The following is a 23,804-nucleotide window of genomic DNA, read 5'->3' on the forward strand; positions in this document are numbered from 1 at the left end:
CCAGGCCCCATCGGGGTCGGGCCACAGCTGACCGGTATTCACCAGCGTCTCCGTCCCCTTGCAGTTCCTCAACTACCTGAATCCGCTGTGCTGCTTCGCCATGTGGACGGCTTTCCCGCCCCCGGACTACTACCAGCCCTCCGCCCCACCTCGGGCCGTCGGCGGACGTCGCGCCTTCCCGCCCTATCGCACCTGGAGAGTGCACGAAGACGAAAGCTTCGAGGTGGTTCCCACGTTCACTGTGAACCGCTCGTCGGGTGAGGCGGCCAGCTTTGCCCCTGCGGCATCGCCACGGTTACGCCACAGTCCTTCTCCGTGGCCTCCCGACCGGCAAGATCAATCCGATCCAGGAGTTCCTGCCCTGACAGGCAGTGCGCACCGCGATCCAGCCCAGATCCACCGGGTTTGAGCTGGCGGAGGTCTTGAGGGGCTTTACACCGCTGGTTCCTCGCGTCCACCTTCCCGTCTCGCTTGCTGGACCCGCACCGTCCGGTAGTTCCAGTGCGTCCCGTCGTTGTCGGGGCTGCTCTCCATCAGATCCGGCCGACTCGCCGGGCCCGACTGCCCCCTGCTTCTGTCGTCCCGCTGCGACGGGACAACGGTGCGGGTCTCACACCCGCACACGGATCACAGCGCCTCGTGGCGCACGGTCTCGCACCTCCACTCGGTCACATGGGGCCTCGTGGCGCACCCAGCTGTTCTTGCGGGCGACCGGGCGAGCAGCCCGCGCACGCAGTCCCGCATGCGGCAGCGGAGCCGACTCGGCCGAAGGGGTGCCCGATGGTCAGGAAGAGATCGGCCAGTTCGAGGTCCCACTGCGCGGCGGCAGACTCGGTGATCACCCTCGAAGGCTGCCCCGCCGCTGTCACTATCTGCGGCGTTATCGCACGATCGAGGGGCGGTCTCCATGAGACCGCCCCGGCACGACCGAAGTCCCGCTATACTCCCGCCACCCGGCGAAAGACCAGGGCAGGCAGCGAAATCCTGCTGGAATACTAACCATGCATGGCCCGGTCGGCCATGCCGAACCAGCAGTTGAACGAGGCGGCACGTCGCCGCCTCCTTCACTCACCGTGACCGGTACCGCTGATCGGACGCCCTCGAAAACTCCGCCGGATGCGCCTCCACCGCAGCTCCCCTGGGGAGAATCTGGGGAGTACGAGCGTCCCTGGGGAGCGCCTGGGGGGAATCGACTGCCTAACGAGGCACGAGGTTGAAAGACCACGAAAGAAAGATCCGTGCAGCTCAGAGACCTGATCGGCGGCATTTCCGCAGGTCAGGGCCGCCCGGTAGACGTCTTCAAGAAGATCGCTTCGTCTCCGGCTTCCCGAATCGTGGTCCGCCTGCCATGCGCGCTGCCCTCTCTTGCCGCACCACCTCACAACCAAGATCCGGACCATACGCGGGCCAGAGTCCGCCCACGTCCCTTAGAACCGCGCATTCGCGCTGATCAGGGCGATGCGCGTGATGTACCACCAACAGACCAAGAACCTGCTGGTGAACTACTCCCCCAAGAAGCTGGACTTCTTCCAGGCACAGGTGAAGAGCACCTGACCAGGACAGATGCCCGTCGAGCGCCCTACGCCTGGCCCATCTGAGCGGTGAGTCGACACACTGTCCCCACTCCCGTCGCATCGCACCGATACGCGGCCCGACCAGCGGTTCCGGGCATTTCGAGGCCAGTGTCCGCTCGCCCTGGGCGCCGGCAGAATCCAGCTTTCCCAGAGCGCCCCCGGCTCGCCCCGACGCAGGCCAGGAGAATCCTGACGGACATTCACCCGAGTGCGCGCAGCGCCTGGGCCACCGTCTCCGTCGTGCGGGCGCGGGCGGCGGAGAGCCAGGGTCGTGGGTCGACGGTTGGGGAGCCGTCGACGAAGGCGTCGCGGACGGCTCCGGTGAAGGCGACGTTCAGTGCCGTACCTGTGTTGATCTTTGTCATGCCGGCGGTGATCGCGCGGCGCAGCTCGTCCTCGGGCACACCGGTGGAGCCGTGCAGGACGAGGGGAACGGGGACGGACTCCTTCAGGCGGGCGATCAGTTCATGGTCGAGCCGTGCGGTGCGGGTGGTCATGGCGTGCGAGCTGCCCACGGCGACGGCGAGGGCGTCCACGCCCGTCCTGGTCACGAACTCGCGTGCCTGCGAGGGGTCGGTACGTGCGCCGGGTGCGTGGACGCCGTCCTTGCCGCCGACTTCGCCGAGTTCGGCCTCCAGCCACAGCCCGTGGGCGTGAGCCCACTCGGCGGCGGCGCGGGTCGCGGCCAGGTTGCGGTCGTGCGGGAGCGCCGAGGCGTCGTACATCACGGAGCCGAAGCCGTTGTCCGCGGCGCGGTGCAACAGGGCCTCGTCGGTGACGTGGTCCAGGTGCAGGGCGACCGGGACGAGGGCCGCCTCGGCCACCGCCGCGGTGGCGCGGGCGATCGGTGCGAGAGCGCCGCCGTGGAACCGCACCGCGTTCTCGCTGACCTGGCAGATGACCGGGGCACCCACACTCTCGGCTGCGGCCACGATCGCTTCGGCGTGCTCCAGGGTGATCACGTTGAACGCACCGACCGCGCGCCCTTCGGCGCGCGCGGCCCGGACGAGGTCGGCGGTGGGAGTCAGTGGCATGTACGGATGGCCTTTCCGGACGGCGGTTTCCCGTGCACAGCTCCCGGCATCGCTCCGCGCATGATGACGTGACGGAAATTGTGGAAGTTGATGCAGGAGATTGCTGTTTTAGAGGCGATAAATCGCTGAAAGATGCGACGTGCGTCAGAAAGAGGTGCCCCGGCCGTGGTTTCATGGGCGTCTACTTCACCGACAGGGAGCGACTGAGATGGCGGCACCGCAGGCCAGGTGGAGCGCGCTGCTGGACTTGCTGACGCGCGACGGGCGTATCGAGGTCGAGGCAGCCGCGGCCGAACTCGCGGTGTCCGCCGCGACGATCCGGCGTGACCTCGACGAACTGGCTCGCCAGCAGATGGTCACCCGCACCCACGGTGGCGCGGTGATCAACGCGATCGCGTACGACCTGCCCCTGCGGTACAAGGCGGCACGCCACGCCCCCGAGAAGGAACGCATAGCGCATGCGGCGGCCGGCCTGGTCAAGGCCGGAGCGGTGGTGGGTCTCAACGGCGGCACCACGACCACCGAGGTCGCGCGGGCACTGGCGACCAGGAGCGACCTGGGCCCCGAGGGCGGGGCCGAGCCGTCGCTGACGATTGTCACCAACGCCCTGAACATCGCCAACGAGCTGGTCGTGCGCCGCCATGTGAAGCTCGTCGTGACCGGCGGAGTGGCGCGCCCGGCCTCGTACGAACTGATCGGGCCGCTGGCCACCGAACTGCTCGCCGAGATCACGCTGGATCACGTCTTCATCGGAGTCGACGCGATCGACTCCGTGCACGGTGCGACCGCGCATCACGAGGGTGAGGCCAGCATCAACCGGGCGTTGGCGCGGCGCGCCCAGCAGGTTGTCGTGGTCGCCGACTCCTCCAAGCTGGGCAAGCGGACGTTCGCGCGCATCTGCCCGTTGGAGGACGTCCATGTGCTGGTGACCGACAAGGACGCTCCCGCCGGGCTGACCGAGCCGTTCGCCGCCGCCGGAGTGGAGATCATCCGCGCCTGACCTTCGGTGCCCCGCAGGGCTGTTCGCGACGTCCGTCACCGGCCGCACGCGCGGACACCCGGCGCCGCGCGGGTGAGTAGGGGTGAGCCGCGCACGACGCCCTGGCCGAACACCTCGCGGGGCGGGGGAGGTTCCGTGTGCGAGCAGAGGCGGTCCGTCGGTCCCTGCACCGTGGTCGACCGGACGGACAGCAGTGTCGGTGCCGTCGACAACGACCGCAGGTCCCCGGTCCGGACCCGCAGACCGGCGTCCGGCGGGTCGCACGGCGTGGTCCGGGCCGGCCCGGACTCCCTGCAGAGAAGTCACCACTTCACCCCGCTTCGACCACGTCACCCCTTGACTCCGCCGGCCGTCAGACCGCTGATCAGATGGCGCTCCACGAAGACGAACAGCACCACGACCGGGACGACGGCGATCAGCGAGGAGGCGAAGAGGTACTGCCACTGCTCCTGGTAGGCGGTGACGAACCCGGGAACGGCCTTGGTCAGCGTCGTGCGGTCACCCGAGGACGTGATGGTGAGGGCGACGACGTACTCGTTCCACGCGGCGATGAACGTGTACACCACCGCCGTCACCACACCGGGCATGGCCAGCGGCAGAGTGATCCGGGTCAGCGCCCCGAACCTGCCGACCCCGTCCAGGTAGGCCGCCTCCTCCAGCTCCTTGGGGACGCTCGCGAAGTAGGCGTTGAGGATCCAGACGCAGAACGGCAGGTTGAACGCCGCGTTGACGAGGATCAGCGCCTCTCCGGTGTCGGTCAGATCAAGGCTGACCATCTCGCGGTAGATACCGACCAGCAGTGCGGTGGGCGCGAACATCTGGGTGACCAGAACGAGCAGCAGGAACGCGCCGCGGCCACGGAACCGGTGTCGCGCGGTGTAGTAGGCGGCCGGCAGCCCGACCAGCAGCGCGAGCAGCGTGGACATCCCGGCGACGTACAGGGAGAAGCCCAGCGAGCCGGCGACGGGCGGATCGTCGAGCGACCACACGTCGGCGAAGTTCGACCAGCGCCATGCGGACGGCAGGTACGAGGGCGGGGACTTCATGAGTTCCGGCGTCGGCTTCAGCGCCGTCAGCAGCATCTGGAGGTACGGAGAGAGGAAGACCAGGGCGACCAGCCAGCCGGTGCCGGCGATCAGCGCGGTGCGTACCGTGAGTTCTTTGCGCGTGGACAGTAATCCGGTACGTGTACGCGTGCGTGTGGCCGGCGTTGTCATCGGATCTCCTCCCGCCAGCGCACGACCCGGAGGTACGCGAGCACCACGACGAGGATCAGTGCGAAGTTCACGACGGCCATCGCGGCCGATTCGCCGACGGCCTGGTTGTCGAAGGCGAGCTTGTACATGAACGTCGTCGTCGTGTCGGTGGCGAAGCCGGGTCCGCCGCGGGTCATCGCCCAGATGATCGGGAACGAGTTGAACACGTTGATGATGTTGATGATCGCGGCCACCAGCAGCGAGGGCCGAAGCAGTGGCAGCGTCACGGACAGGTACGTCCTGGCCGGGCCCGCGCCGTCCATCCGGGCCGCCTCGTAGACCTCCGCGGGGATGGTCTGGAGTCCGGCGAGTATGACGAAGGCGGTGAACGGCAGCGAGACGAACACCGCCACGGCCATCATCGCCGCGAATCCCAGGACCGGGTCGGCCAGCCAGTTCACCGGCTTGTCGAGGAGACCCATGTCCATCAGGACGCGGTTGACGACGCCGTAGAAGTTGTTGAGCATCCAGCGCCAGATGAGCGCGGTCATGAGGACGGACGCCGCCCAGGGCACGATGAGCGCCCAGCGGACCGCCCGTTGCCCGGGGAAGCGGGTGTTGAGCAACTGGGCGAGGCCCAAGGACAGCAGGAGGGTGACCGTGACGACGCCGACGACCCAGACCAGCGTGCGCAGCAGTACGCCCGGCAGGTCCTCCTCGGCGAACAGGTCGGCGTAGTTGTCGAGGCCCGCGGGGCCGAGGGACAGTCCTGTGGAGCTGATCCTGGTCAAAGAGGTGCGGGCCATTTCGACGACGGGCCAGACCACCATGGTCAGGATGAGGGCGACGGCGGGACCGAGCCACAGGAGCGGTTCGAGGGACCGTAGATCTCGCCGCCTCTTTCGGCCCGGGGCGGCGGGTGGTGCCGCCCCCGGTGGGGCCGACTCCCGCCGGTCCCCCGAGGCGCGTACGGGGATGTCGTGGACGGCCATGCGTCAGCCGGCCTTCTGGGCGGTCTTCTCCGCGGTCTCCTGGATCTTCTCCAGGACCTTCCGGGGATCGCCGTCGGCCACGGCGGTGCCTATCTGCTGCTTCACGGCGCCGTCGACGGCACCCCAGCCCGGGTTGTCCGCCGGGGCGAACCTGGCGCCCGCCAGTGCGTCGACGAAGGGCTTGTAGTAGTCGGTGTCCGAACTGAGGGCGTCGCCGGCCGACTTGGTGACCGAGAGGAATCCCTCGGTGGACAGGAAGGTGGAGGCGTTCTTCTTCTGGTACACGAAGTCCAGGAACCTGTTGACGGCTTCCCGGTTCTTGTCCCCGTCCTTCTTGAACGCCACCAGGTAGTCCTGGACGCCCAGGGTGTTGTGGGTGGTGCCGTTCTTGCTGGGCAGTGGCGCGACGCCGTAGTCGAGGTTCTTGTCGACGGGGTCGATGAAGCCCTTGCGCAGGAAGACGGCGCCGTTGATCATGCCGATCCGGCCCTGTGCGAACTGGTTGAAGACGTCCTTGCGGTTGGTGGTCTCCGGGTTGGGCTGGGTCAGGCCGTCCTTGGTCAGTTTCCTGAGGTAGGTCAGGGTGTCCACGTTGGCCGGCTGGTCGACGGCCCATCTGCCGGAGTCGTCGACCCAGCCACCGCCGTTGTTCATCGACCAGATGCCGAACTCGCCCTGGGCCTCCTCCGGTCCGAGCGGCAGACCCAGCGGGATGACGCCGCTCCCCCCGTTTTTCTTGATCTTCCTGGCGGTTGCCTCGACCTCGGCCCAGCTCGTCGGCGGCGCCGTGACACCCGCCTTCTTGAAGATCTTCTTGTTGTAGAAGAACAGCCGCGCGCTGGAGATGAACGGCAGTCCGTACTGGACCTGTTCGTACGTGGCCTGTTCGGCGAAGAGGGGCAGGAAGTCGCCCAGCACCTTCGCCGACACCGCCTCCTCGGCCGGGTAGATGAGGCCGTCGCGGGCGAAGTCCGAGAACTTGTTGTAGTTGAGGACGTCCGGCTGCTGCTTGGTCTGGATGTACGTCTTGACCTTGGAGTCCATCTGCTCCCAGTCGACGACTTCCAGGTTGACCTTGTAGCCCGGGTTTCCCGCCTCGAAATCCCTGATCAGGTTCTTCCAGTAGGGCTGGGTGTCGTCGTCGTACTTCGCGGCCACGAAGGTGATCGTCCGGCCGTCGGAGTCGTCTCCGCTCGAGGACCCTCCCTTGCCGCATCCGGTGAGAGTCAGGGCCAGAACCAGGCCTGCGGCCGTGCCAACGATGTGCCGATTCACGCGAGTACCACCTTCTCTTCGTGTGACAGTGCCCTGAACGACCAGTGCGGCTCCATGCTCATTTATGCTCGAATCTTGCTAAGATCAAGCATTGAACGTCATCATGCTCAATCGATCACGCATGGTGTCAAGGGCCCGCCGGATCACGACTCGGTCACGCCGAGGCGGATCGCCTTGGGTGCCCGCACCCATCAAGAGCGGCGCTTCACCGTGCGACCACGCCCTGTGCGTCCGAGACGGGAGTCCCGATGAGCCAGACCGAGACCGAGATCGCCACACAGCCGGAGTGCTGGCACCGCGCCGTCGCGCTCGCACGCCGGCCGGGGGCATCAGGCGTCGCCCAACTGCCCCGGACCGGCGAGCGCGTGGCCGTCGTCGGCTGCGGCACGTCCTGGTTCATGGCCCAGGCGTACGCGCTGCTGCGCGAGTCCGCCGGCCACGGCGAGACCGACGCCTTCCCGGCGTCCCAGATGCCGCTCGGGCGACGTTACGACCGGGTGCTCGCCCTGACCCGGTCGGGCACCACCACCGAAGTGCTGGAGGTGCTCCGGCGCCTGCGGGGGGTGACACCCACCGTCGCGGTCACCGCCGATCCGGCGACGCCCGTCATGGAACTCGCGGACATGACCGCCGTCCTGGACTTCGCCGACGAGACGTCGGTCGTGCAGACCCGGTTCGCCACCACTGAGCTGGTGTTTCTGCGGGCCCTGCTCGGCGAGGACCTGAGCGGGCTGGCCGCACAGGGGACGGCGGCGCTCGCCGAGCCGCTGACGGACGAGCTCCTGGCCGCCGAGCAGTTCACGTTCCTCGGCAGCGGCTGGGCCTACGGGATCGCCCAGGAGGCGGCGCTGAAGATGCGCGAGGCGGCGGGCGCCTGGACGGAGGCGTATCCCGTGATGGAGTACCGGCACGGGCCGATCAGCGTCACCGGACCCGGGCGGGTGGCCTGGTGGTTCGGCGACCCGGCCGCCATTGCCGAGGGACTGCCCGACGAGATCGCCCGCACCGGCGGCCGACTGGTGGCCTTCGGCCGCGACCCGGTGGCGGACCTCGTCGTGGTGCAGCGGCTCGCCACGGCCCTCGGCTCGGCACGCGGCCTCGACCCGGACAACCCGCGCCACCTCACGCGTTCGGTGATTCTCGCCTGACACCGTTCGACCGAATGCGACGGTCCGCCGAAGCCGGGCCCGCTGCCCGCGGCTCATGCCGTGAGCAGCGGGCCTGTCCGTCGTCAGCGACCACACCGGCCATCGGGGCCCCGCGAGAACCAGGGAACGCATCGTTGACAGATGTTTTTTCCTGCAAGAGTATGTGCACAAAACTACAAGATCTTGCATTGCTCGTCAGAGACTCCATGCCTCTCCCCGCTGGAGGACACCAGTGCGTGCACAGCCCCGCAGAGTCGGCGCCTCCCTCGCCGCCGCCCTGACCCTGACCATCGCCTCGCCGGGCACCGAAGCCCTCGCCCAGCCCCTACGGGCCGATGCGGCCCCGCGGCCGAGAGTGACCGAAACCGCGGACGGCCTGACCCTGTCCGTACCGGCCGCCGGGAAGGCCCCCGGCTACACCGTCGACGTATCCACCGACGGCGATCTCACCCTCACCACCGGGCGCGCGGGCGCCCCCGTCCTCGCCACCGCGGGCGGTGACACCGGCGGCTTACGGTTCCGCTCCGGCGGCGCCTGGCAGCACGCCACCGACGTCACCGCCTGGAGCTGGAAGAACGGCGTCCTGACCCTGACCGCCGACACCACCCTCGACGGGGCCGGCATCGAAGCGCGCCTCACCCCGGCCGCCGACCGCTACCAACTCGACTGGAACGTCGAAGGAGTCGAGCCGGACCGGCTGGGACTCGCCTACGACCTGGCCTCCGCAGGGCACTGGTACGGGCACGGCGAGGCCGAGACCCCGCAGGGCGGCCCCGGCACCGACCAGCCCTGGCCGCTGGACAGCGGCGAGGTCGAGCACCCGGCGTTCTCCCCCGCCTCATACCACATGATCGACCCGTTCTGGTACACCTCCAGCTCGACCGGACTCCGCGTCGACACCGGGAATGTCATGGACGTGGCGATCAACGAGGGCAAGGACGGGCTCGGCCGCTTCGATGTACGGTCCGCCGACGCCTACAAGGCCACCGTCTTCGTCGAGTCGACACCGCTGGAGGTCTACCGCGACTACGTGGGCATCGTCGGGAAACCCGCGAAGAGCGACGCCACGTACGAGCAGTACGCCAAGCCGGTCTGGAACTCCTGGGCGCAGTTCTACACCCACATCGACCAGGAGAAACTCCTCGACTACGCCACCGACCTCAAAGACGACGGGCTCGACGGGCACGCCCTGCAGCTCGACGACAAGTGGGAGTCGAACTACGGCAATCTGACCTTCGACGCCAAGGCCTACCCCGATCCGAAGGCCATGTCGAAGAAGATCCACGACCTCGGCTTCGACTTCGGGCTCTGGACGACTCTGTGGATCAACCTCGACTCCGACAACTACCAGTTCGCCGTCGACAAGGGCTACTTGCTGGGCGACGCCGCCGACCCCGCCAAGCCGTGCACGGTGACCTGGTGGAACGGCACGGCCGGAATCATCGACCTCGCCAACCCTGAGGCCCGGGCCTGGTACACCGGCCGCGTCAAGTCCCTGATGAGCGACTACGACATCGACGGCCTGAAGTTCGACACCCGCTTCTTCGACGACAAGTGCGCCCCGCGCGACGGATACGAGCCGACCGACTACCAGCGGCTCGGCACCGAACTCGCCGACGAGTTCGACCTGCAGGGCGTCGGCATCCGCGTGCACTGGGACTCCACGGCCCACCGGGCGGGGTTCGTCACCCGGCAGGTCGACAAGGGCACCGGCTGGGACTCGGTCCGCGCCTCGGTCACCCAGAACCTCGCGATCTCCACGATCGGCTACCCCTTCGTCACCACCGACATGATCGGCGGCTCCGGCGGCCAACCGGCTCCGGACAAGGAGGTGTTGATCCGCTCGGCGCAGGTGGCGTCGCTGATGCCGCTGATGTACTCCTCCACCTCACCCGTCGACACCATCGATGTGACGACCGGCCAGAAGGTGGTCTACGACCAGGAGACCATCGACCTCTACCGGGCGGCGGTCAAGCGGCACGAGCGTCTCGCGCCCTACATCTGGGACCAGGTCCAGCAGTCCCTCAGGACCGGTGACCCCATCGTCCGGCCGCTGTTCTTCGACTTCCCGAAGGACAAGGCGAGTTACACCGTCCCGGACGAGTGGATGCTCGGCCCCGCCGTCCTCGCCGCGCCGCAGGTCGCCGACAGGGCCACCCGCACCGTACACCTGCCGCCGGGCACCTGGTACGACGTCAACCAGGGCACCGTGATCCGCGGCCCGAAGGATCTGAAGGGCTACGGCGCTCCCCTCGGGGTCGCCCCGGCCTTTGTGAACCTCAAGGCCAAGGGCGCCGACAAGGCCCTGCGAGCCCTGCGCGGCAACGACGCTCCCGCCGCCTCCGTACTGCTCGCCCCCGACGCACCGGAGACCGGCAACGGCGCGGCCTTCGAGATCACCACCACAGCCACCAACTGGGGCTCCAGGCCGCTGAAGAAGGTCACCGCCACGCTGGCGGCCCCCACCGGCTGGCGCGCCGAGGCCATCACGGCCGCGACCACCACATCCCTGACCACCGGCGCCACTCTCACCACCCGATGGAAGGTCACCCCGTCCGCCGACGCCGACTGGGGCAGCCACCCCCTCACCGGAACCGTCACCTACGACGGCGGTACGAAGGTCTCCGACCGCGTCCCGGTGAAGGTGACACCGGAGCCGGGCACCGTCTCGGCGCCGTACCGCACGGCCGACACCACCGGCGGCGCCCAGTTCGCCCAGGCAGGCGACCAGTTCGCCATCTGGGCGGGCGGCCAGGACCTGTCGGGCTGGAAGGACGAGAAGGCAGCCGTCTACGAGAGTGGGGTGGTCGGTGACAAGGCCACCGTGCGGGCGCGAGTCGTCTCGCAGAACTCCGCCGGCCCCCTCGGCAAAGCCGGCCTCGCCGTCGCCAACGACCTGGCCGCGCCCGAGAAGGGCGGCTACGCGGTCCTCGTCATGACGGACAAGTACGGCCTGGAGTTCCTGACCGACAGCGACGGCGACGGAAAGCTCGACACCTGGGCCGGCGGCGGCCAGACCTACCACCCGGCCCACCTCAAGCTGGTGCGCGACGGCACGACGTACACGGCGTACGCGAGCAAGGACGGCACCACCTGGTCCACCGTCGGCTCGGCCACGATCGCCTCGGCCTCCGGCCGCGGGGACGCGGGAGTGATCGCCTCCGCCGTGAACCTCAACTACCCCGGCGATCGGATCCAGGCCGTCTTCGACGACTTCTCCGTCACCGCGTCCTGACCGGTCACCGCACCCTGGCGCTCCCGGTCGTCGCAGCCCGGCAGCGCCCCCACCGCCGGCTTCGGCAGCACCCGACGACCCTTTTGCGAAAGGGATCCACCATGACACGGCCCACACGCATACCCGCACGCGTATCCGCCCTCGCCGCCTCCTTCGTCGCCGGCGCGCTCGTCGCGACCACCACGACCGTCATCGCGGCCACCGGCGACGACCAGCACAAACCCACCACGACCTGGCTGACCGTGAAGGTCGCCGACGCCATGGGCACCAGGGACACCCTCACCTGGGTGCCCACCGGATCCTTCGCGAGCTCGGCCGAGGTCCGCGTGCCGCGCTATCCGATGACCGCCATCGAGGGCAAGGACACCAAGGAACTCGCCCTGGACGCCGTACGCGGCGAGCAGGTCTCCGCGCAGCTCGCCATCGCCTCCGGCAAGAGGCTCGACGACGTGCAGGCGAGGGTCGGCGACCTGACCGGGCCGGGCGGCGCGAAGCTCGACGGTGACAGTACGCAGGTGCGGTTCGTGAAGTACGTGCCCGTACAGCGCTCCAAGAGCGAGGTCGACTGGTCGGCCACCATCGACCAGGTCAGCTCCGCCAAGGAAGTCTCGGGCGACCGTGATCCGGACGTCGTCGGCGACCCGCTGGAGGAGCGCTCCTCGGTCGACGTGCCCGCGTACGCCGCACAGCCACTCTGGTTCACCTTCCGCGTCCCCAAGAACGCCCGCCCCGGCACGTACAGGGGCACGGTTGACGTCGACGTCGACGGCGACACCCACACCACGTACCCCCTCACCATCGATGTCGCCGACGCCACCGTGCCCGCCGCCGCCGACTACAGGTTCTTCCTCGATGTCTGGGCGCAGCCGGAGACCATCGCCCAGGCGCACAAGGTCGAGCTGTGGTCGAAGAAGCACTGGAAGCTCATCGAGGCGTACAACCGTGATCTGGCGTCGCGCGGTCAGAAGGTCATCAACACGACGATCGTCGACAACCCCTGGCACCACCAGTGGTCGCTCGGCACCCGGGAGTCGCAGACCGCGACGCCGTACACCAGCATGGTCGGCTGGAAATGGAACGGGACCAAATTCGCCTTCGACTTCGACCGCTGGGACACGTACGTCGAGACCGCCAGGAAGGCCGGGCTCGGCCCCGACATCGGCGCCTTCTCGATGCTGGCCTTCCAGGACCAGGAACACCTCACCTACACCGACACCCGCACCGGGAAGACCGTCTACGAGAACGTCGACCTGGGCGGGAACCGCTGGCGGCAGGCCTGGGGCGCCTATCTGCCCGCCTTCGAGGCCCACTTGAGGAAGAAGGGCTGGCTCCAGGACACCTGGCTGTCCTTCGACGAGCGGCCCATCAGCACCATGACGGTGGTCAAGGACTTCGTGCACGAGGTGGCGCCGGTCTTCGACGACCGCATCTCCGTCGCCGGATCGATCACCACGGAGGGTGTCGCGTCGAACCTCTCGGTGGACTGGGGCGGCATCGACGCGATGACGAAGGAGAAGGCGGCCGAGCGCCGCGCTGCCGGCAAGACCACCACGTTCTACGTGTACGGCGAGCCCGCACACCCCAACACGCTGTCCTACTCCCCCGCCGTCGAGTCGCGGATGCTGCCGTGGATCTCCGCGCGGCGCGGCCTCGACGGATTCCTGCGCTGGTCGTACAACAGCTGGACCAGCGACCCCTTCAGGCAGCCCGTGCACATCTTCACCCAGGGCGACGAGTACCTGATCTATCCCGGGAAGAACGGGCCGATGTCCAGCATCCGCTGGGAGCAACTCAAGGAAGGCGTCGAGGACTTCGAGCTGATCGCGCAGCTCCGCAAGAAGGACGGCGGCGACAGCGCCACTCTCACCGAGGCCCTCACGAAGGCCACTCGGGACCTGGACGGCCGTACGAAGAACGTCACCGACATCGAGACCGCGCGGGCGGCCGTGGTGAAGGAGCTGACCTCATGAGCCGGCATGTGCGAGGGCACGTGAGAGCGCTACTGCTCGCATCGGTGCTGGCCGCCACGTCCCTGGCCGCTCCGGCCGCCGACGCGGCCGCGCCCCCGGCGAAGGCGCAGGTGGCGCCCGCGGCGGGGAAGCAGCACACGGTCACCTACGACCAGTACGCCGTGCGGGTCGACGGCAAACCCCTGTACATCTGGGGCGCCGAGTTCCACTACTTCCGGCTGCCCAGCCCGGACGCCTGGCGCGACGTGCTCCAGAAGATCAAGGCGGGCGGGTTCAACGCCGTCTCGCTCTACTTCGACTGGGGCTACCACTCCGCCAGGCCGGGCTCGTACGACTTCACCGGCGTGAGTGACGTGGAGCGGCTGCTCGACGAGGCCGAGCGCGCCGGTCTGTACGTCGTCGCGCGGCCCGGCCCCTACATCAACGCCGAGGTGTCCGGAGGCGGTTTCCCGGCGTGGCGCAAGACCCGCGCGGGTGTGAACCGGACCTCCGAGGAGGGGTATCTGAAGGATGCCCGGGAGTGGATGAGCCGGATCAATCCGATCATCGCGCGTCACCAACTCACGCGCGGCACCGGCTCGGTGATCCTGTATCAGGTCGAGAACGAGTACCAGGGCGGACGCCACGACGCCGACTACATGCAGACGCTCATCGACTGGGCGAAGGAGGACGGCATCGACGTGCCGACCTTCGTCAACGACGGCGGCGCCAACCGGAACTGGGTGAGCGGCAAGGGCGCCCCCGACATCTACGGCTTCGACGCCTACCCGCAGGGCTTCGACTGCAAGGATCCGGACGTCTGGAAGAATCTGCCCGACTATTCCTACGTCAACGACTGGAAACCCGAGTCACCGCTGCTCATTCCGGAGGCTCAGGGCGGCGCCTTCGACCCGTGGGGCGGCACCGGTTACCAGGACTGCGCGAAGCTCACCGGCACCGACTTCACCCGGGTGTTCAGCAAGATGAACATCGCCGCCGGGGTCTCCGGTCAGTCGTTCTACATGACGTACGGCGGTACCAACTGGGGCTGGCTCGCCGACCCCAACGCCGTCTACACGTCGTACGACTACGGCGCTCCGATCAACGAGTCGCGCCAACTGACGGACAAGTACCAGGAGTTCAAGCGGCTCGGGTACTTCGTCAACTCGGTCTCCTCGCTGGCCCGGACCGACAAGGCCGAGGCGCCCGTCCCCTCCGACGAGGCGCTGCGCATCGACCGGCGCGTCAACCCCGACGACGGCACCCAGTTCTTCACGGTCCGGCACACCGACACCCGGGTGAAGGACAGAGACGAGACCACCCTGTCCCTGACCGGGGCGGACGGCGACTATCCGCGGGTGCCGCAGCGGGGTGCGATCACCGTCGACGGCCGGGACGCGAAACTCCTCGTCGCCGGCTACGACCTGGGCGATCAGCGGCTCGTCTACTCCACCTCGGAGATCATGACGCACGCCACGATCGGCGACCGCGAGGTGGCCCTGCTGTACGGGCGGGCGGGCGAAACCGGCGAGACCGTGCTGCGGTACGCGAAGCCGCCCCAGGTGAAGGTGCTCGCCGGCGACGTCACCACCACCTGGGACGCGGAACGCGGCGATCTGCGGCTGAACTACACCCACAAGGGTCTGGCCCGGGTGCTGGTGGACGGCCTGGAACTGCTGATCGCCGATGTCGCCGAGACCGCCCACTGGTGGCGGCAGGACACCGCCGACGGTCCGGTCCTGGTACGCGGCCCGTCCCTGGTCCGTACGGCCGAAGTCGCGGGCGGCACGCTGAAGTTGACCGGCGACTCCGCCAAGGCCGGGAAGATCGAGGTCATCGCGGAAGCGAAGAAGGCGACGTGGAACGGCCGCCGGACCACCGTCACCGAGGCACCGCGCACGGTACGGCTGCCCGCGCTGACGACCTGGAAGTACAAGGAGGAGGCCCCGGAGACCGGCCGGGACTTCGACGACTCCGCCTGGCCCACCGCCACCCGGCTCACCGCCGCCAACGCCGAACTGAACGGCTCACTGCCGGTGCTCGCGATGGACGAGTACGGCTTCCACCACGGCGATGTCTGGTACCGGGGCCGGTTCAGGACCACCGGCGTGGCGACCGCGCTCGCGCTGAACGCCAACACCGGCCCGACCGGCCAGTACGCGGTCTGGCTCAACGGCCGTTACCTCGGCAGCTCCGGTGACGGCGCGCACACCTTCGACATTCCGGCGGGCGCGCTCAAGGACGGCGGCGACAACGTGCTCGCCGTCCTGGCCGAGAACGCCGGCCACAACGAGGAATGGGGCCACGACTACTCCAAGGAACCGCGCGGCCTGCTCGGCGCGGAGGTGATCGGCGGTGCCTCCACCCTCACCTGGAAGATCCAGGGCAGCAGGGGCGGCGAGAACCCGGTCGACACCGCACGGGGTCCCTACAACAACGGCGGGCTGTACGGGGAGCGGGCCGGCTGGTCGCTGCCCGGTTACCCGGACGGCGACTGGAAGCGCACCTCACTGTCCACGTCCGCCCGGTCCGGGGCCACGGAACCCGGGGTGCGGTGGTACCGCACCGGCGCGAAGCTCGATCTGCCGACGGGCCAGGACAACGCGCTCGCGCTGGACCTCGCGGAGCCCGAGGGTGGCAGCACGGCGTACCGCGCCCAGATCTTCGTCAACGGCTGGCTGATCGGCCGCTATCTGCCCGACACCGGCCCCCAGACACGGTTCGTCGTCCCCAAGGGCATCCTGCGCGAGCGGGGCGACAACACCATCGCCCTGGCGGTGTGGTCCACCGGGAAGGCGGCCGGCCCCGGTTCGGTGAAGCTCGTCGACCTCGGCGCGAGTGCCGGTGGCATCAAGGTGAACACGGTGGCCGCGCCCTCGTACGACGCGAGGACCTACGCCATGCCCGCCGCAGGTGCGCGGGTCACGGTGGACGCCGAGCCGTTCCTGAGCACCGGCACGGCCACCGAGGTCCCCGTCACGGTCACCGTGCCGAAGGGCGCTCCCACCGCCCGCGACGTCGAGGTGTCACTGACCGTCCCGGACGGCTGGACCGCTGGTGCCGACGGCGCCACCGGCTTCGACCGGGTCCGCCCCGGCGCGTCGGTGACCGCCGTCTACACCGTGACTCCGCCCGCCGACCCGGTGCACTACGCCGTGCTGTCCGCGACCGCGGGACTGAAGCAGTCGGGTCGGCCGAAGCGTGTCACCGGCGAGCGGGCCGTGCAGGTGCCGCCGCCAGGACTCTCCAAGGACGCTTACGTCAGCGATCTGACCCTGGTCAAGGCGGTCAACGGCTGGGGTCCGGTCGAGAGGGACCTGTCCAACGGTGAGGCCGCGGCGGGTGACGGACGGACCCTCACCATCGACGGCACCACCTTCGGCAAGGGTCTCGGCGTCCACGCGAACAGCCAGGTCAGGGTCTATCTCGGCGGCGGCTGCACCCGGTTCACCGCCGTCGCCGGTCTGGACGACGAGGTCGGTGACGGCGGCAGCGTCTCCTTCCAGGTGATCGCCGACGGCCGCACCCTCGCCACCACCCCGGTCGTGTCCGGCTCCGACGGCGGCACCACCGTCGACGTGGACGTGTCCGGCGCCCGCTGGCTGGACCTGGTCGTCGACGGAAACGGCGATGTCTCCAGCGACCACGCCGACTGGGCGGACGCCGAGTTGACCTGTACGGGAGGTTCCTGATGGCCGTCCGGACGCGTGCGACACGCGGCGGCCCCATGGTTCTGCTGCTGGCGCTCATCGCCGTCCTGGCGGGGCCGGTGGCACCCGCCGAGGCCGGCCGGCGAACCGACGGGCACGGCTGGACGGGCACGTGGGCGACGGCCCCGAGCGAGCACTACGAGGTCTCGGGCATGTCCGAGGTGACGGTGCGGATGCCGGTGCACACCAGCGTCGGCGGCTCCCGGGTGCGCGTCCGGCTGTCCAACGCGTACGCCACCCAGCCGGTGACGATCGGTCACGCGACCGTGGGGCCCCGCGACGCAGGCTCCGCGGTCGAGCGGGCGTACGAGGTGCGGTTCGGCGGGAAGCGGCAGGTGACGATCCCGGCGGGCGGCACGGCGGTCAGCGACCCGGTCCCGTTCCCGCTGCCCGCCGGTGCCGACCTGGTGGTCAGCCTCTATCTGTCCGGTCAGGTCACGCACATCACCGACCACTGGTGGGCGCAGCAGACCGTGTACTGGACGGACTACGGGGCGGGCGACCATGCCGCCGACACCGGTGGTGACGCCTTCACCTGGACCACCACGAGCTGGCCGTTCCTCTCCGGTGTCGACGTGAGCGCGCCGAGAGCGCGGGCGGTGGTGGCGCTCGGCGACTCGATCACCGACGGCTCCTTCTCGACGGCCGACACCAACCGGCGCTGGCCCGACCTGCTGTCCGAACGGCTGAACGCCTGCCGGCCCGGCGCCGGGGTGCTCAACGCGGGCATCACCAGCAACCGGATCACCGCCGGGACGGAGACCAACCCCTCGGCGCTGGACCGTCTCGAACGGGATGTGCTGTCCCAGCCGGGAGCCAGGACCCTGATCCTCTTCGAGGGGATCAACGACCTCGGCGGGGCGAGTGCCGAGCAGATCATCGCCGGGATGAAGACGATCGCCCGCAGGGCCCACCAGCACGGGATGCGGGTCGTCGGCGCCACGATCACCCCGTACATGGGATTCACCTGGGGCGGGTGGACCGAGGAGACGGAGGCGCGGCGCCGGCAGGTCAACGCGTTCGTACGGCACTCCGCCCACGTCTTCGACGACTACGCCGACTTCGACCGGGCGGTACGCGACCCGGCGGACCCACGAAGGCTCGGTCAGGCGTACGACTCGGGCGACCATCTGCATCCCAACGACGCCGGCATGCAGGCGTTCGCCGACGCCGTCGACCTGACCTCGCTCGGCCTCGGCCGCGGCTGTTCCTGAGGAGGACCCGCAGTGCTCGGAGTTGTTGGACACGGAAGAAGGCCGGCGGCCCTGGCCACGGCCGTGATCGCCCTGGTGGCAGGACTGCTGCTCCCGGCCCCCTCGGCGGCAGCGGCTCAGCAGACACGGCACACACAGCAGTGGACGGGAACCTGGGCGACCGCCCAGCACGCCGCGTACGACCCGGGCACCTCGGAGGTGACCGTACGGATTCCGGTGCGGGTGAGCGCGGGCGGGTCGAGCGTACGCATCCGGCTGACCAACGGCTTCACCACCGAGCCGGTGACCATCGGGCACGCGACGGTCGGATCCGGTGACGGCGGCAGCGCGGTCGCAAGGCCGCGGAAGCTGAGCTTCGGCGGGAAGAGCGCGGTGACGATCCCGGCCGGCGGGCAGGTGGCGAGCGACCAGGTCCGGCTCTCCGTGCCCGCCCGGAGCAGCGTGGTGGTCAGCCTGTACTTCCCGGGCCGTCTCACCCACATCAGCCAGCACTGGATGGGCCTGCAGACCGTCTACTGGACGCCCGACGGCGGCGGCGACCACGCCGGGGACCCCGCCGGAACCGCCTTCACCCGTACCGACTCCACGTTCCCGTTCCTGACCGGTGTCGATGTACGGGGCGGCGGCGCGGCCGGTTCCGTCGTCGCGCTCGGCGACTCGATCACCGACGGCGCGTCCTCGACGGCGAACACCGACCGGCGCTGGCCCGACTACCTGGCGGCCCGGCTGTCCGGCTGCGCCACCACCGCCGGAGTACTGAACGAGGGCATCAGCGGCAACCGGATCACCGCCGGCACGGACGGCAACCCGTCGGCGCTCGAACGGCTGGAGCGTGATGTCCTGGCCCAGCCGAACGCCCGGACGGTGGTCCTGTTCGAGGGTGTCAACGACCTCAGCTGGGGCGGCGCCACCGGCGACCAGGTGATCGACGGCATCAAGGAGATCGCCCGGCGCGTGCACGCCCGCGGGCTGCGGCTGATCGGAGCGACCGTCGTCCCGTACCGGGGCTGGGGCGACTGGTGGACGGAGGCCAAGGAAGCCGACCGGCAGAAGGTCAACTCGTTCGTCCGGGACTCCGGCGGCGTCCTCGACGGGTACGCCGACTTCGACCGGGCGGTACGCGACCCGGACGACCCCGCCCGCTATGCCGCCGCGTTCGATTCGGGCGACCATCTGCATCCCAACGACACCGGGATGAAGGCGTTCGCCGACGCCGTCGACGTACCCGGTCTGCGCGTGGCACGCGACTGCCCCTCGACCCGCGTCCGCCTCACCCCGTACCGGCCGATTCTGCAGGCCGGCGGCCAGGGCACGAGGATCACGGCAACCCTGACCAACGACGGCCGCTCGGCGGTCACCGACGTCCGTACCCGACTGGATCTCCCGGCGGGCTGGTCCGCGGAACCGGCCGGCGGCGCGCGCCTCCGCGTCCTCGGCCCCGGGAAGAGCGCCACCGTCACCTGGGCCGTCTCCCCCGGGCCCGAAACCGCGTGGGGTACCCACCCGTTGAAGGTGCGCAGCTCCTACCACCAGGGCGGGACGCGGCGGTTCGACACCGACGAGGTGGACGCCACGGTCACCCCCGTCCCCTCCGGGGTGAAGGCGCCGTACCGGACGACCGCGACCGCCGAGGACGCCCAATACGCGCAGAACGGCGCCCAGTTCGCCATCTGGGCGGGCGGCCAGGATCTGTCCGGCTGGAAGGACGAGAAGGCCGTCGTCCATCTGCCCGGCGCCGCACCCTCCTCCGGCTCCGTGACGGCACGGGTCGTCGCGCAGACCGGCAGCGGGCCCTCCGCCAAGGCCGGGATCGCCGTCGCCAACGACCTGACGGCGCCCGGGAAGGGCGGCTACGCCGTACTGACCATGTCCGCGCAGTTCGGCCTGGAGTTCCTGACCGACAGCGACGGCGACGGCCGCCTGGACACCTGGGCCGGCGGCGGCTCCTCCTACCACCCCGCCTGGCTGCGGCTCGTCCGCGACGGGGCCACGTACACCGCCTACGCCAGTGCCGACGGCACCGCCTGGCAGCAGATCGCCACCGCCACCGTGCCGTCCGCGAGCGGCGGCGTGGGCGACGCGGGAATGGTCGCGAGCGCCGTCAACCTCAACCACCCCGGCCAGACCACCACCGCTGTCTTCGACTCCTTCTCCTCCTCCACGTGAGAGGCACCTCCATGGCAGTCAATCGCAGGCACTTCATGACCACGGCTGCCGCCGTCGGCGGCGCCGTGCTCCTCGCCCCGCCCGGGACCGCCGCGGCCCTCACCGGCCCGACGCTCACCGGGAACGGAACCGGCATCCCCGACTACCGGCCCACCAAGGCGTCCCTCGACACCCATCCGGTGCCGCGCTGGTACAAGGACGCCAAGTTCGGCATCTTCGTCCACTGGGGCGTCTACTCGGTGATCGGCGGCGCGACGCCGAGAAGCGCCTCCGAGTGGTATCTGTGGTACCAGAGCACCAAGGACACCGCCGAGTGGAAGTACCACCGCGACACCTACGGCGAGAACGTCACCTACGACGACCTGATCCCGCGGTTCAAGGCCGAGAAGTACGATCCCGACTCCTGGGTGGAGCTCTTCGAGCAGGCGGGCGCCGAGTACTTCGCGCTGACCAGCAAGCACCACGACGGATTCGCCCTCTACCCCAGCAAGGTGACGGACCGTCACTCGGGCGCGTACGGCCCGAGGCGGGACCTCGTCGGCGAGCTGATGGCCGCCGCCCGCAGACGCGGCACCGTGCGGCCCGGTCTGTACTACTCCCTCGGCGAGTACTTCAACCCGGCGATCGGCCGGCCGATGCGCAACTTCTACACCGACAAGGAGATTCCCCTGACCGGCTACAAGCCGGTCCAGGACTACGTCGGCGACTACGAACTCAAACAGTTGTACGAGATCATCGACCGCTACGACCCGGAGCTGCTGTGGGCGGACGGACAGTGGTTCCGCCCCGAAGGCAACCCGCCGTGGCGCAGCGAGGAACCCATGGCCCACTACTACAACCAGGCCAAGAACCGCAGGCATCCCAAGGGCGTGGTGACCAACGACCGATTCGACACCCACTTCGACTTCGCCACGTACGAGCAGCGCACCAATCCCACGATGGACCCGCAGAAGTGGGAGTGCTGCATGACGATGGGTTACTCCTGGGGCTACAACAAGCACGAGCCGGACGAGGACTACAAGACCTCGGAGTTCCTGATCCGGCTGCTCGCCGACGTGGTCAGCAAGAACGGCAATCTGCTGCTGAACATCGGCCCCAGGCCGGACGGCACGATTCCCGGCATCATGCAGGAGCGGCTGCGGGACATCGGAGCCTGGCTGAAGGTCAACGGCCCCGCGATCTACGGCTCGACGCCCTGGGTGCGGGCCGAGGAGGAGGGCAGCCCGCTCGGCATCCGCTACACCGTCTCCCCGGGCAAGTTCAACATCATCGTGCTGGGCGCGCCCAGCGGCACGCTTTCGGTGCCAGGCGACATCCCCGTCAGTGCCGCTTCCCGGGTCCGGCTGCTCGGCAGGAGCGGCAGTCTGAGGTGGACCCGCCGTGACGGAAGGATCCACATCGCCGTCCCGCCGTCCCTCCCCAGCGAGATCGCCAACGTCTTCACCGTCGACTGGGAGCGGTGAGCCGGATGGGATTCCGCGACACCACCGCGTACGACGCCCTGGGACCCACGCTCACCGTGACCACGGAGCCCGCCGAGCCGACCGGCGGTGGCACGGTGACCGCCACCGCCGTCCTCACGAACGACTGCCCCTTCCCGCTCCGCGATGTCGTGCTCCATCTGATCGACCCCGGCGCCACCTCGGCAGCGAAGACCATCTCCCTCGGCGACCTGCGGCGCGGTGCGAAGGTCACCCGGCGGTGGGAGACGAGGATGCCGGCCGACGTGGCCGGGGACGTGGCGTTCACCGCGCACGCCGTCTTCGACGTCGACGCGGGCGGCAGCGACTGCGCGCGAGCCGCGAAGACGTTCACGGTGCCCTACGAGCCCAATGGGGTGCGCGCCCCGTACCGGACGTACACCACCACCGACGACGCCCGATTCGGCCAGTTCGGCAGCCAGTTGGTGATCTGGGCGGGCGGCCGGGACCTGTCCGGGGGCACCGACGAGAAGGGAGTCGTCCTCCTCCTGGGCGCCGCCACCGCGTCGAGCACGGTGCAGGTCAGGACGGTGAGCCTCACCGGTACCGACAACCCCACCGCGAAGTACGGCATCGCCCTCGCCAACGACCTGACGGCGCCCGAGAAGGGCGGCTACGCCGTACTGACCATGTCACTGCGGTTCGGCCTGGAGTTCATGACCGACAGCGACGGCGACGGCCATCTCGACACCTGGGCCGGCGGCGGTGGTTCGACGCACCCGACCTGGCTGCGACTGGTGCGCTCCGGCACCACGTACACGGCGTACAGCACCACCAACCTGCTGTCCTGGACAGAGATCGCGAGCGTCACAGTGCCCTCGGCGAGCGGAGCCATGGACGCCGGTGTGGTCGCCAGCGCGGTCAACACCAACTATCCCGGGACGACCGTGCGCGCGGTCTTCGACCGTTTCTCCGTGGAGGAAGCATGAGCACCTACCGCCCCGAGGAGGACTTCCTCCCGCCTCCCGTGTCGCTCTCCCACGAGCCCGCCGCCCCCGAGCCCGGACAGGCGGTGACACTGACCGCCAAGCTCACCAACACCACACGGATCACGCTGTGCGGCACGGTGTTGTACCTCTCCGTATCCGGCGTCGGCCAGGCGTCGTCCATCGGCAAGCTGGCATCCGGTACGTCGGTGACCCGGACCTGGAAGACCCGGCTTTCCGATGACGCCGAGGGTGTGGTGTCGTTCGTCGCGCACGCGCTCTTCGACGTGCACGAGGACGGGTCCGACTGCACCCGCGCGACCGCGCTGCTGCGACTCCCGTACGGATCCCTGGCCGCAGCTTTCGACAACGCCGGGATCTCCTCCGACGACGCCACCACCACGGCCGACATCGACGGCTCGCGCTCCAGCCTGTCCGCCGAGGCACTCGCGTCGGCCGGACTCACTCCAGGGGCTTCGGTCACCTACGGCGGGACCACTTTCACCTGGCCGGAAGCCCAGCCGGGCGACAAGGACAACGTGGTGTCCTCCGGCCAGACAGTGCGGCTGTCCGGCACCGGCACCCGGCTGGCCTTTCTCGGGACCAGCACCTGGGGCGCGGGCAAGGGCCCCGGGAAGGTCATGTACGCGGACGGCACGGAGCAGGACTTCTCGGTGGACGTCCCCGACTGGTACGGGTCGTACGCCTCCGCCGCAGCGGTACTGCCGTACCGCAACACCCCTTCGCGCCGGGACGACAACCCCGTCAGCCTCTTCACCTTCGGTGTCGATCTGGAGGGCAGGGAGCTGCGCTCCGTCGTGCTGCCGAAGGTCGGCGACGGGCTGGGCAGCAGCAGTCCCGCCCTGCACATCTTCGCGATGACCGTCGCCTGATCCGAGCGGCG

General features: G+C 69.3%; 14 protein-coding genes. 10 read left to right on the top strand and 4 right to left on the bottom strand.

Going from position 1 to position 23,804, the window contains the following annotated elements:
• Nucleotides 1-1,774 precede the first annotated feature (1,774 nt).
• The gene (locus H4687_RS01750; protein WP_046916744.1) at nt 1,775-2,608 is read right to left on the bottom strand and encodes a class II fructose-bisphosphate aldolase; all 834 of its coding nucleotides are present in this window, start codon (nt 2,606-2,608) and stop codon (nt 1,775-1,777) included.
• A gap of 208 nt (nt 2,609-2,816) precedes the next feature.
• On the opposite strand from H4687_RS01750, the gene H4687_RS01755 reads away from it, so the two are divergent.
• Nucleotides 2,817-3,608 (top strand): DeoR/GlpR family DNA-binding transcription regulator, encoded by a 792-nt coding sequence (locus H4687_RS01755; protein WP_046916743.1) that lies wholly within the window; start codon nt 2,817-2,819, stop codon nt 3,606-3,608.
• 329 nt (nt 3,609-3,937) lie between these two features.
• Here H4687_RS01755 and H4687_RS01760 read toward each other — a convergent pair whose 3' ends face one another.
• Genes H4687_RS01760 through H4687_RS01770 form a run of 3 tightly spaced genes read right to left on the bottom strand, consistent with a single transcriptional unit; the run spans nt 3,938 to nt 7,071 of the window.
• Nucleotides 3,938-4,825: a carbohydrate ABC transporter permease gene (locus H4687_RS01760; protein WP_046914859.1), complete on the bottom strand. Its 888-nt coding sequence runs from the start codon at nt 4,823-4,825 to the stop codon at nt 3,938-3,940.
• Nucleotides 4,822-5,796: a carbohydrate ABC transporter permease gene (locus H4687_RS01765; protein ID WP_046914860.1), complete on the bottom strand. Its 975-nt coding sequence runs from the start codon at nt 5,794-5,796 to the stop codon at nt 4,822-4,824. Before H4687_RS01765 ends, H4687_RS01760 begins: the two co-directional genes overlap by 4 nt.
• Before the next feature lie 3 nt (nt 5,797-5,799).
• Nucleotides 5,800-7,071, bottom strand: a complete 1,272-nt coding sequence (locus H4687_RS01770; RefSeq protein ID WP_050399670.1) for an extracellular solute-binding protein — start codon at nt 7,069-7,071, stop codon at nt 5,800-5,802.
• Between the two features lie 248 nt (nt 7,072-7,319).
• On the opposite strand from H4687_RS01770, the gene H4687_RS01775 reads away from it, so the two are divergent.
• The 9 genes from H4687_RS01775 (at nt 7,320) to H4687_RS01815 (ending at nt 23,793) form a co-directional block, all read left to right on the top strand.
• Nucleotides 7,320-8,219, top strand: coding sequence for an SIS domain-containing protein (locus H4687_RS01775; RefSeq protein ID WP_046914861.1), 900 nt, complete (start codon nt 7,320-7,322; stop codon nt 8,217-8,219).
• A gap of 232 nt (nt 8,220-8,451) precedes the next feature.
• A complete protein-coding gene (locus tag H4687_RS01780) occupies nt 8,452-11,454 on the top strand; it encodes a TIM-barrel domain-containing protein (RefSeq protein ID WP_046914862.1) in 3,003 nt (1,000 codons plus the stop codon).
• 101 nt (nt 11,455-11,555) lie between these two features.
• The gene (locus H4687_RS01785; protein WP_046914863.1) at nt 11,556-13,424 is read left to right on the top strand and encodes a DUF4091 domain-containing protein; all 1,869 of its coding nucleotides are present in this window, start codon (nt 11,556-11,558) and stop codon (nt 13,422-13,424) included.
• On the top strand, nt 13,421-17,095 hold the full coding sequence (locus tag H4687_RS01790) for a beta-galactosidase (protein ID WP_046914864.1): 3,675 nt from the start codon (nt 13,421-13,423) through the stop codon (nt 17,093-17,095). The genes H4687_RS01785 and H4687_RS01790 overlap by 4 nt, the downstream gene beginning before the upstream one ends.
• Nucleotides 17,095-18,327, top strand: a complete 1,233-nt coding sequence (locus H4687_RS01795; RefSeq protein ID WP_046914865.1) for an SGNH/GDSL hydrolase family protein — start codon at nt 17,095-17,097, stop codon at nt 18,325-18,327. Before H4687_RS01790 ends, H4687_RS01795 begins: the two co-directional genes overlap by 1 nt.
• A 12-nt stretch (nt 18,328-18,339) precedes the next feature.
• Nucleotides 18,340-20,493: a GDSL-type esterase/lipase family protein gene (locus tag H4687_RS01800; RefSeq protein WP_050399671.1), complete on the top strand. Its 2,154-nt coding sequence runs from the start codon at nt 18,340-18,342 to the stop codon at nt 20,491-20,493.
• A gap of 11 nt (nt 20,494-20,504) precedes the next feature.
• Nucleotides 20,505-21,956 (top strand): alpha-L-fucosidase, encoded by a 1,452-nt coding sequence (locus H4687_RS01805; RefSeq protein WP_046914866.1) that lies wholly within the window; start codon nt 20,505-20,507, stop codon nt 21,954-21,956.
• Between the two features lie 5 nt (nt 21,957-21,961).
• On the top strand, nt 21,962-22,903 hold the full coding sequence (locus tag H4687_RS01810; RefSeq protein WP_046914867.1) for a hypothetical protein: 942 nt from the start codon (nt 21,962-21,964) through the stop codon (nt 22,901-22,903).
• The gene (locus tag H4687_RS01815) at nt 22,900-23,793 is read left to right on the top strand and encodes a sialidase family protein (protein ID WP_046914868.1); all 894 of its coding nucleotides are present in this window, start codon (nt 22,900-22,902) and stop codon (nt 23,791-23,793) included. The genes H4687_RS01810 and H4687_RS01815 overlap by 4 nt, the downstream gene beginning before the upstream one ends.
• Nucleotides 23,794-23,804 lie beyond the last annotated feature (11 nt).

Source organism: Streptomyces stelliscabiei (assembly GCF_014873495.1).
Lineage (GTDB): Bacteria > Actinomycetota > Actinomycetes > Streptomycetales > Streptomycetaceae > Streptomyces > Streptomyces bottropensis.

Excerpts from the sequence above, each read along its gene's own strand:
- H4687_RS01750 (WP_046916744.1), bottom strand. The coding sequence starts at position 2,608 with ATGCCACTGACTCCCACCGCCGACCTCGTCCGGGCCGCGCGCGCCGAA.
- H4687_RS01755 (WP_046916743.1), top strand. The coding sequence starts at position 2,817 with ATGGCGGCACCGCAGGCCAGGTGGAGCGCGCTGCTGGACTTGCTGACG.
- H4687_RS01760 (WP_046914859.1), bottom strand. The coding sequence starts at position 4,825 with ATGACAACGCCGGCCACACGCACGCGTACACGTACCGGATTACTGTCC.
- H4687_RS01765 (WP_046914860.1), bottom strand. The coding sequence starts at position 5,796 with ATGGCCGTCCACGACATCCCCGTACGCGCCTCGGGGGACCGGCGGGAG.
- H4687_RS01775 (WP_046914861.1), top strand. The coding sequence starts at position 7,320 with ATGAGCCAGACCGAGACCGAGATCGCCACACAGCCGGAGTGCTGGCAC.
- H4687_RS01785 (WP_046914863.1), top strand. The coding sequence starts at position 11,556 with ATGACACGGCCCACACGCATACCCGCACGCGTATCCGCCCTCGCCGCC.
- H4687_RS01790 (WP_046914864.1), top strand. The coding sequence starts at position 13,421 with ATGAGCCGGCATGTGCGAGGGCACGTGAGAGCGCTACTGCTCGCATCG.
- H4687_RS01795 (WP_046914865.1), top strand. The coding sequence starts at position 17,095 with ATGGCCGTCCGGACGCGTGCGACACGCGGCGGCCCCATGGTTCTGCTG.
- H4687_RS01805 (WP_046914866.1), top strand. The coding sequence starts at position 20,505 with ATGGCAGTCAATCGCAGGCACTTCATGACCACGGCTGCCGCCGTCGGC.
- H4687_RS01810 (WP_046914867.1), top strand. The coding sequence starts at position 21,962 with ATGGGATTCCGCGACACCACCGCGTACGACGCCCTGGGACCCACGCTC.
- H4687_RS01815 (WP_046914868.1), top strand. The coding sequence starts at position 22,900 with ATGAGCACCTACCGCCCCGAGGAGGACTTCCTCCCGCCTCCCGTGTCG.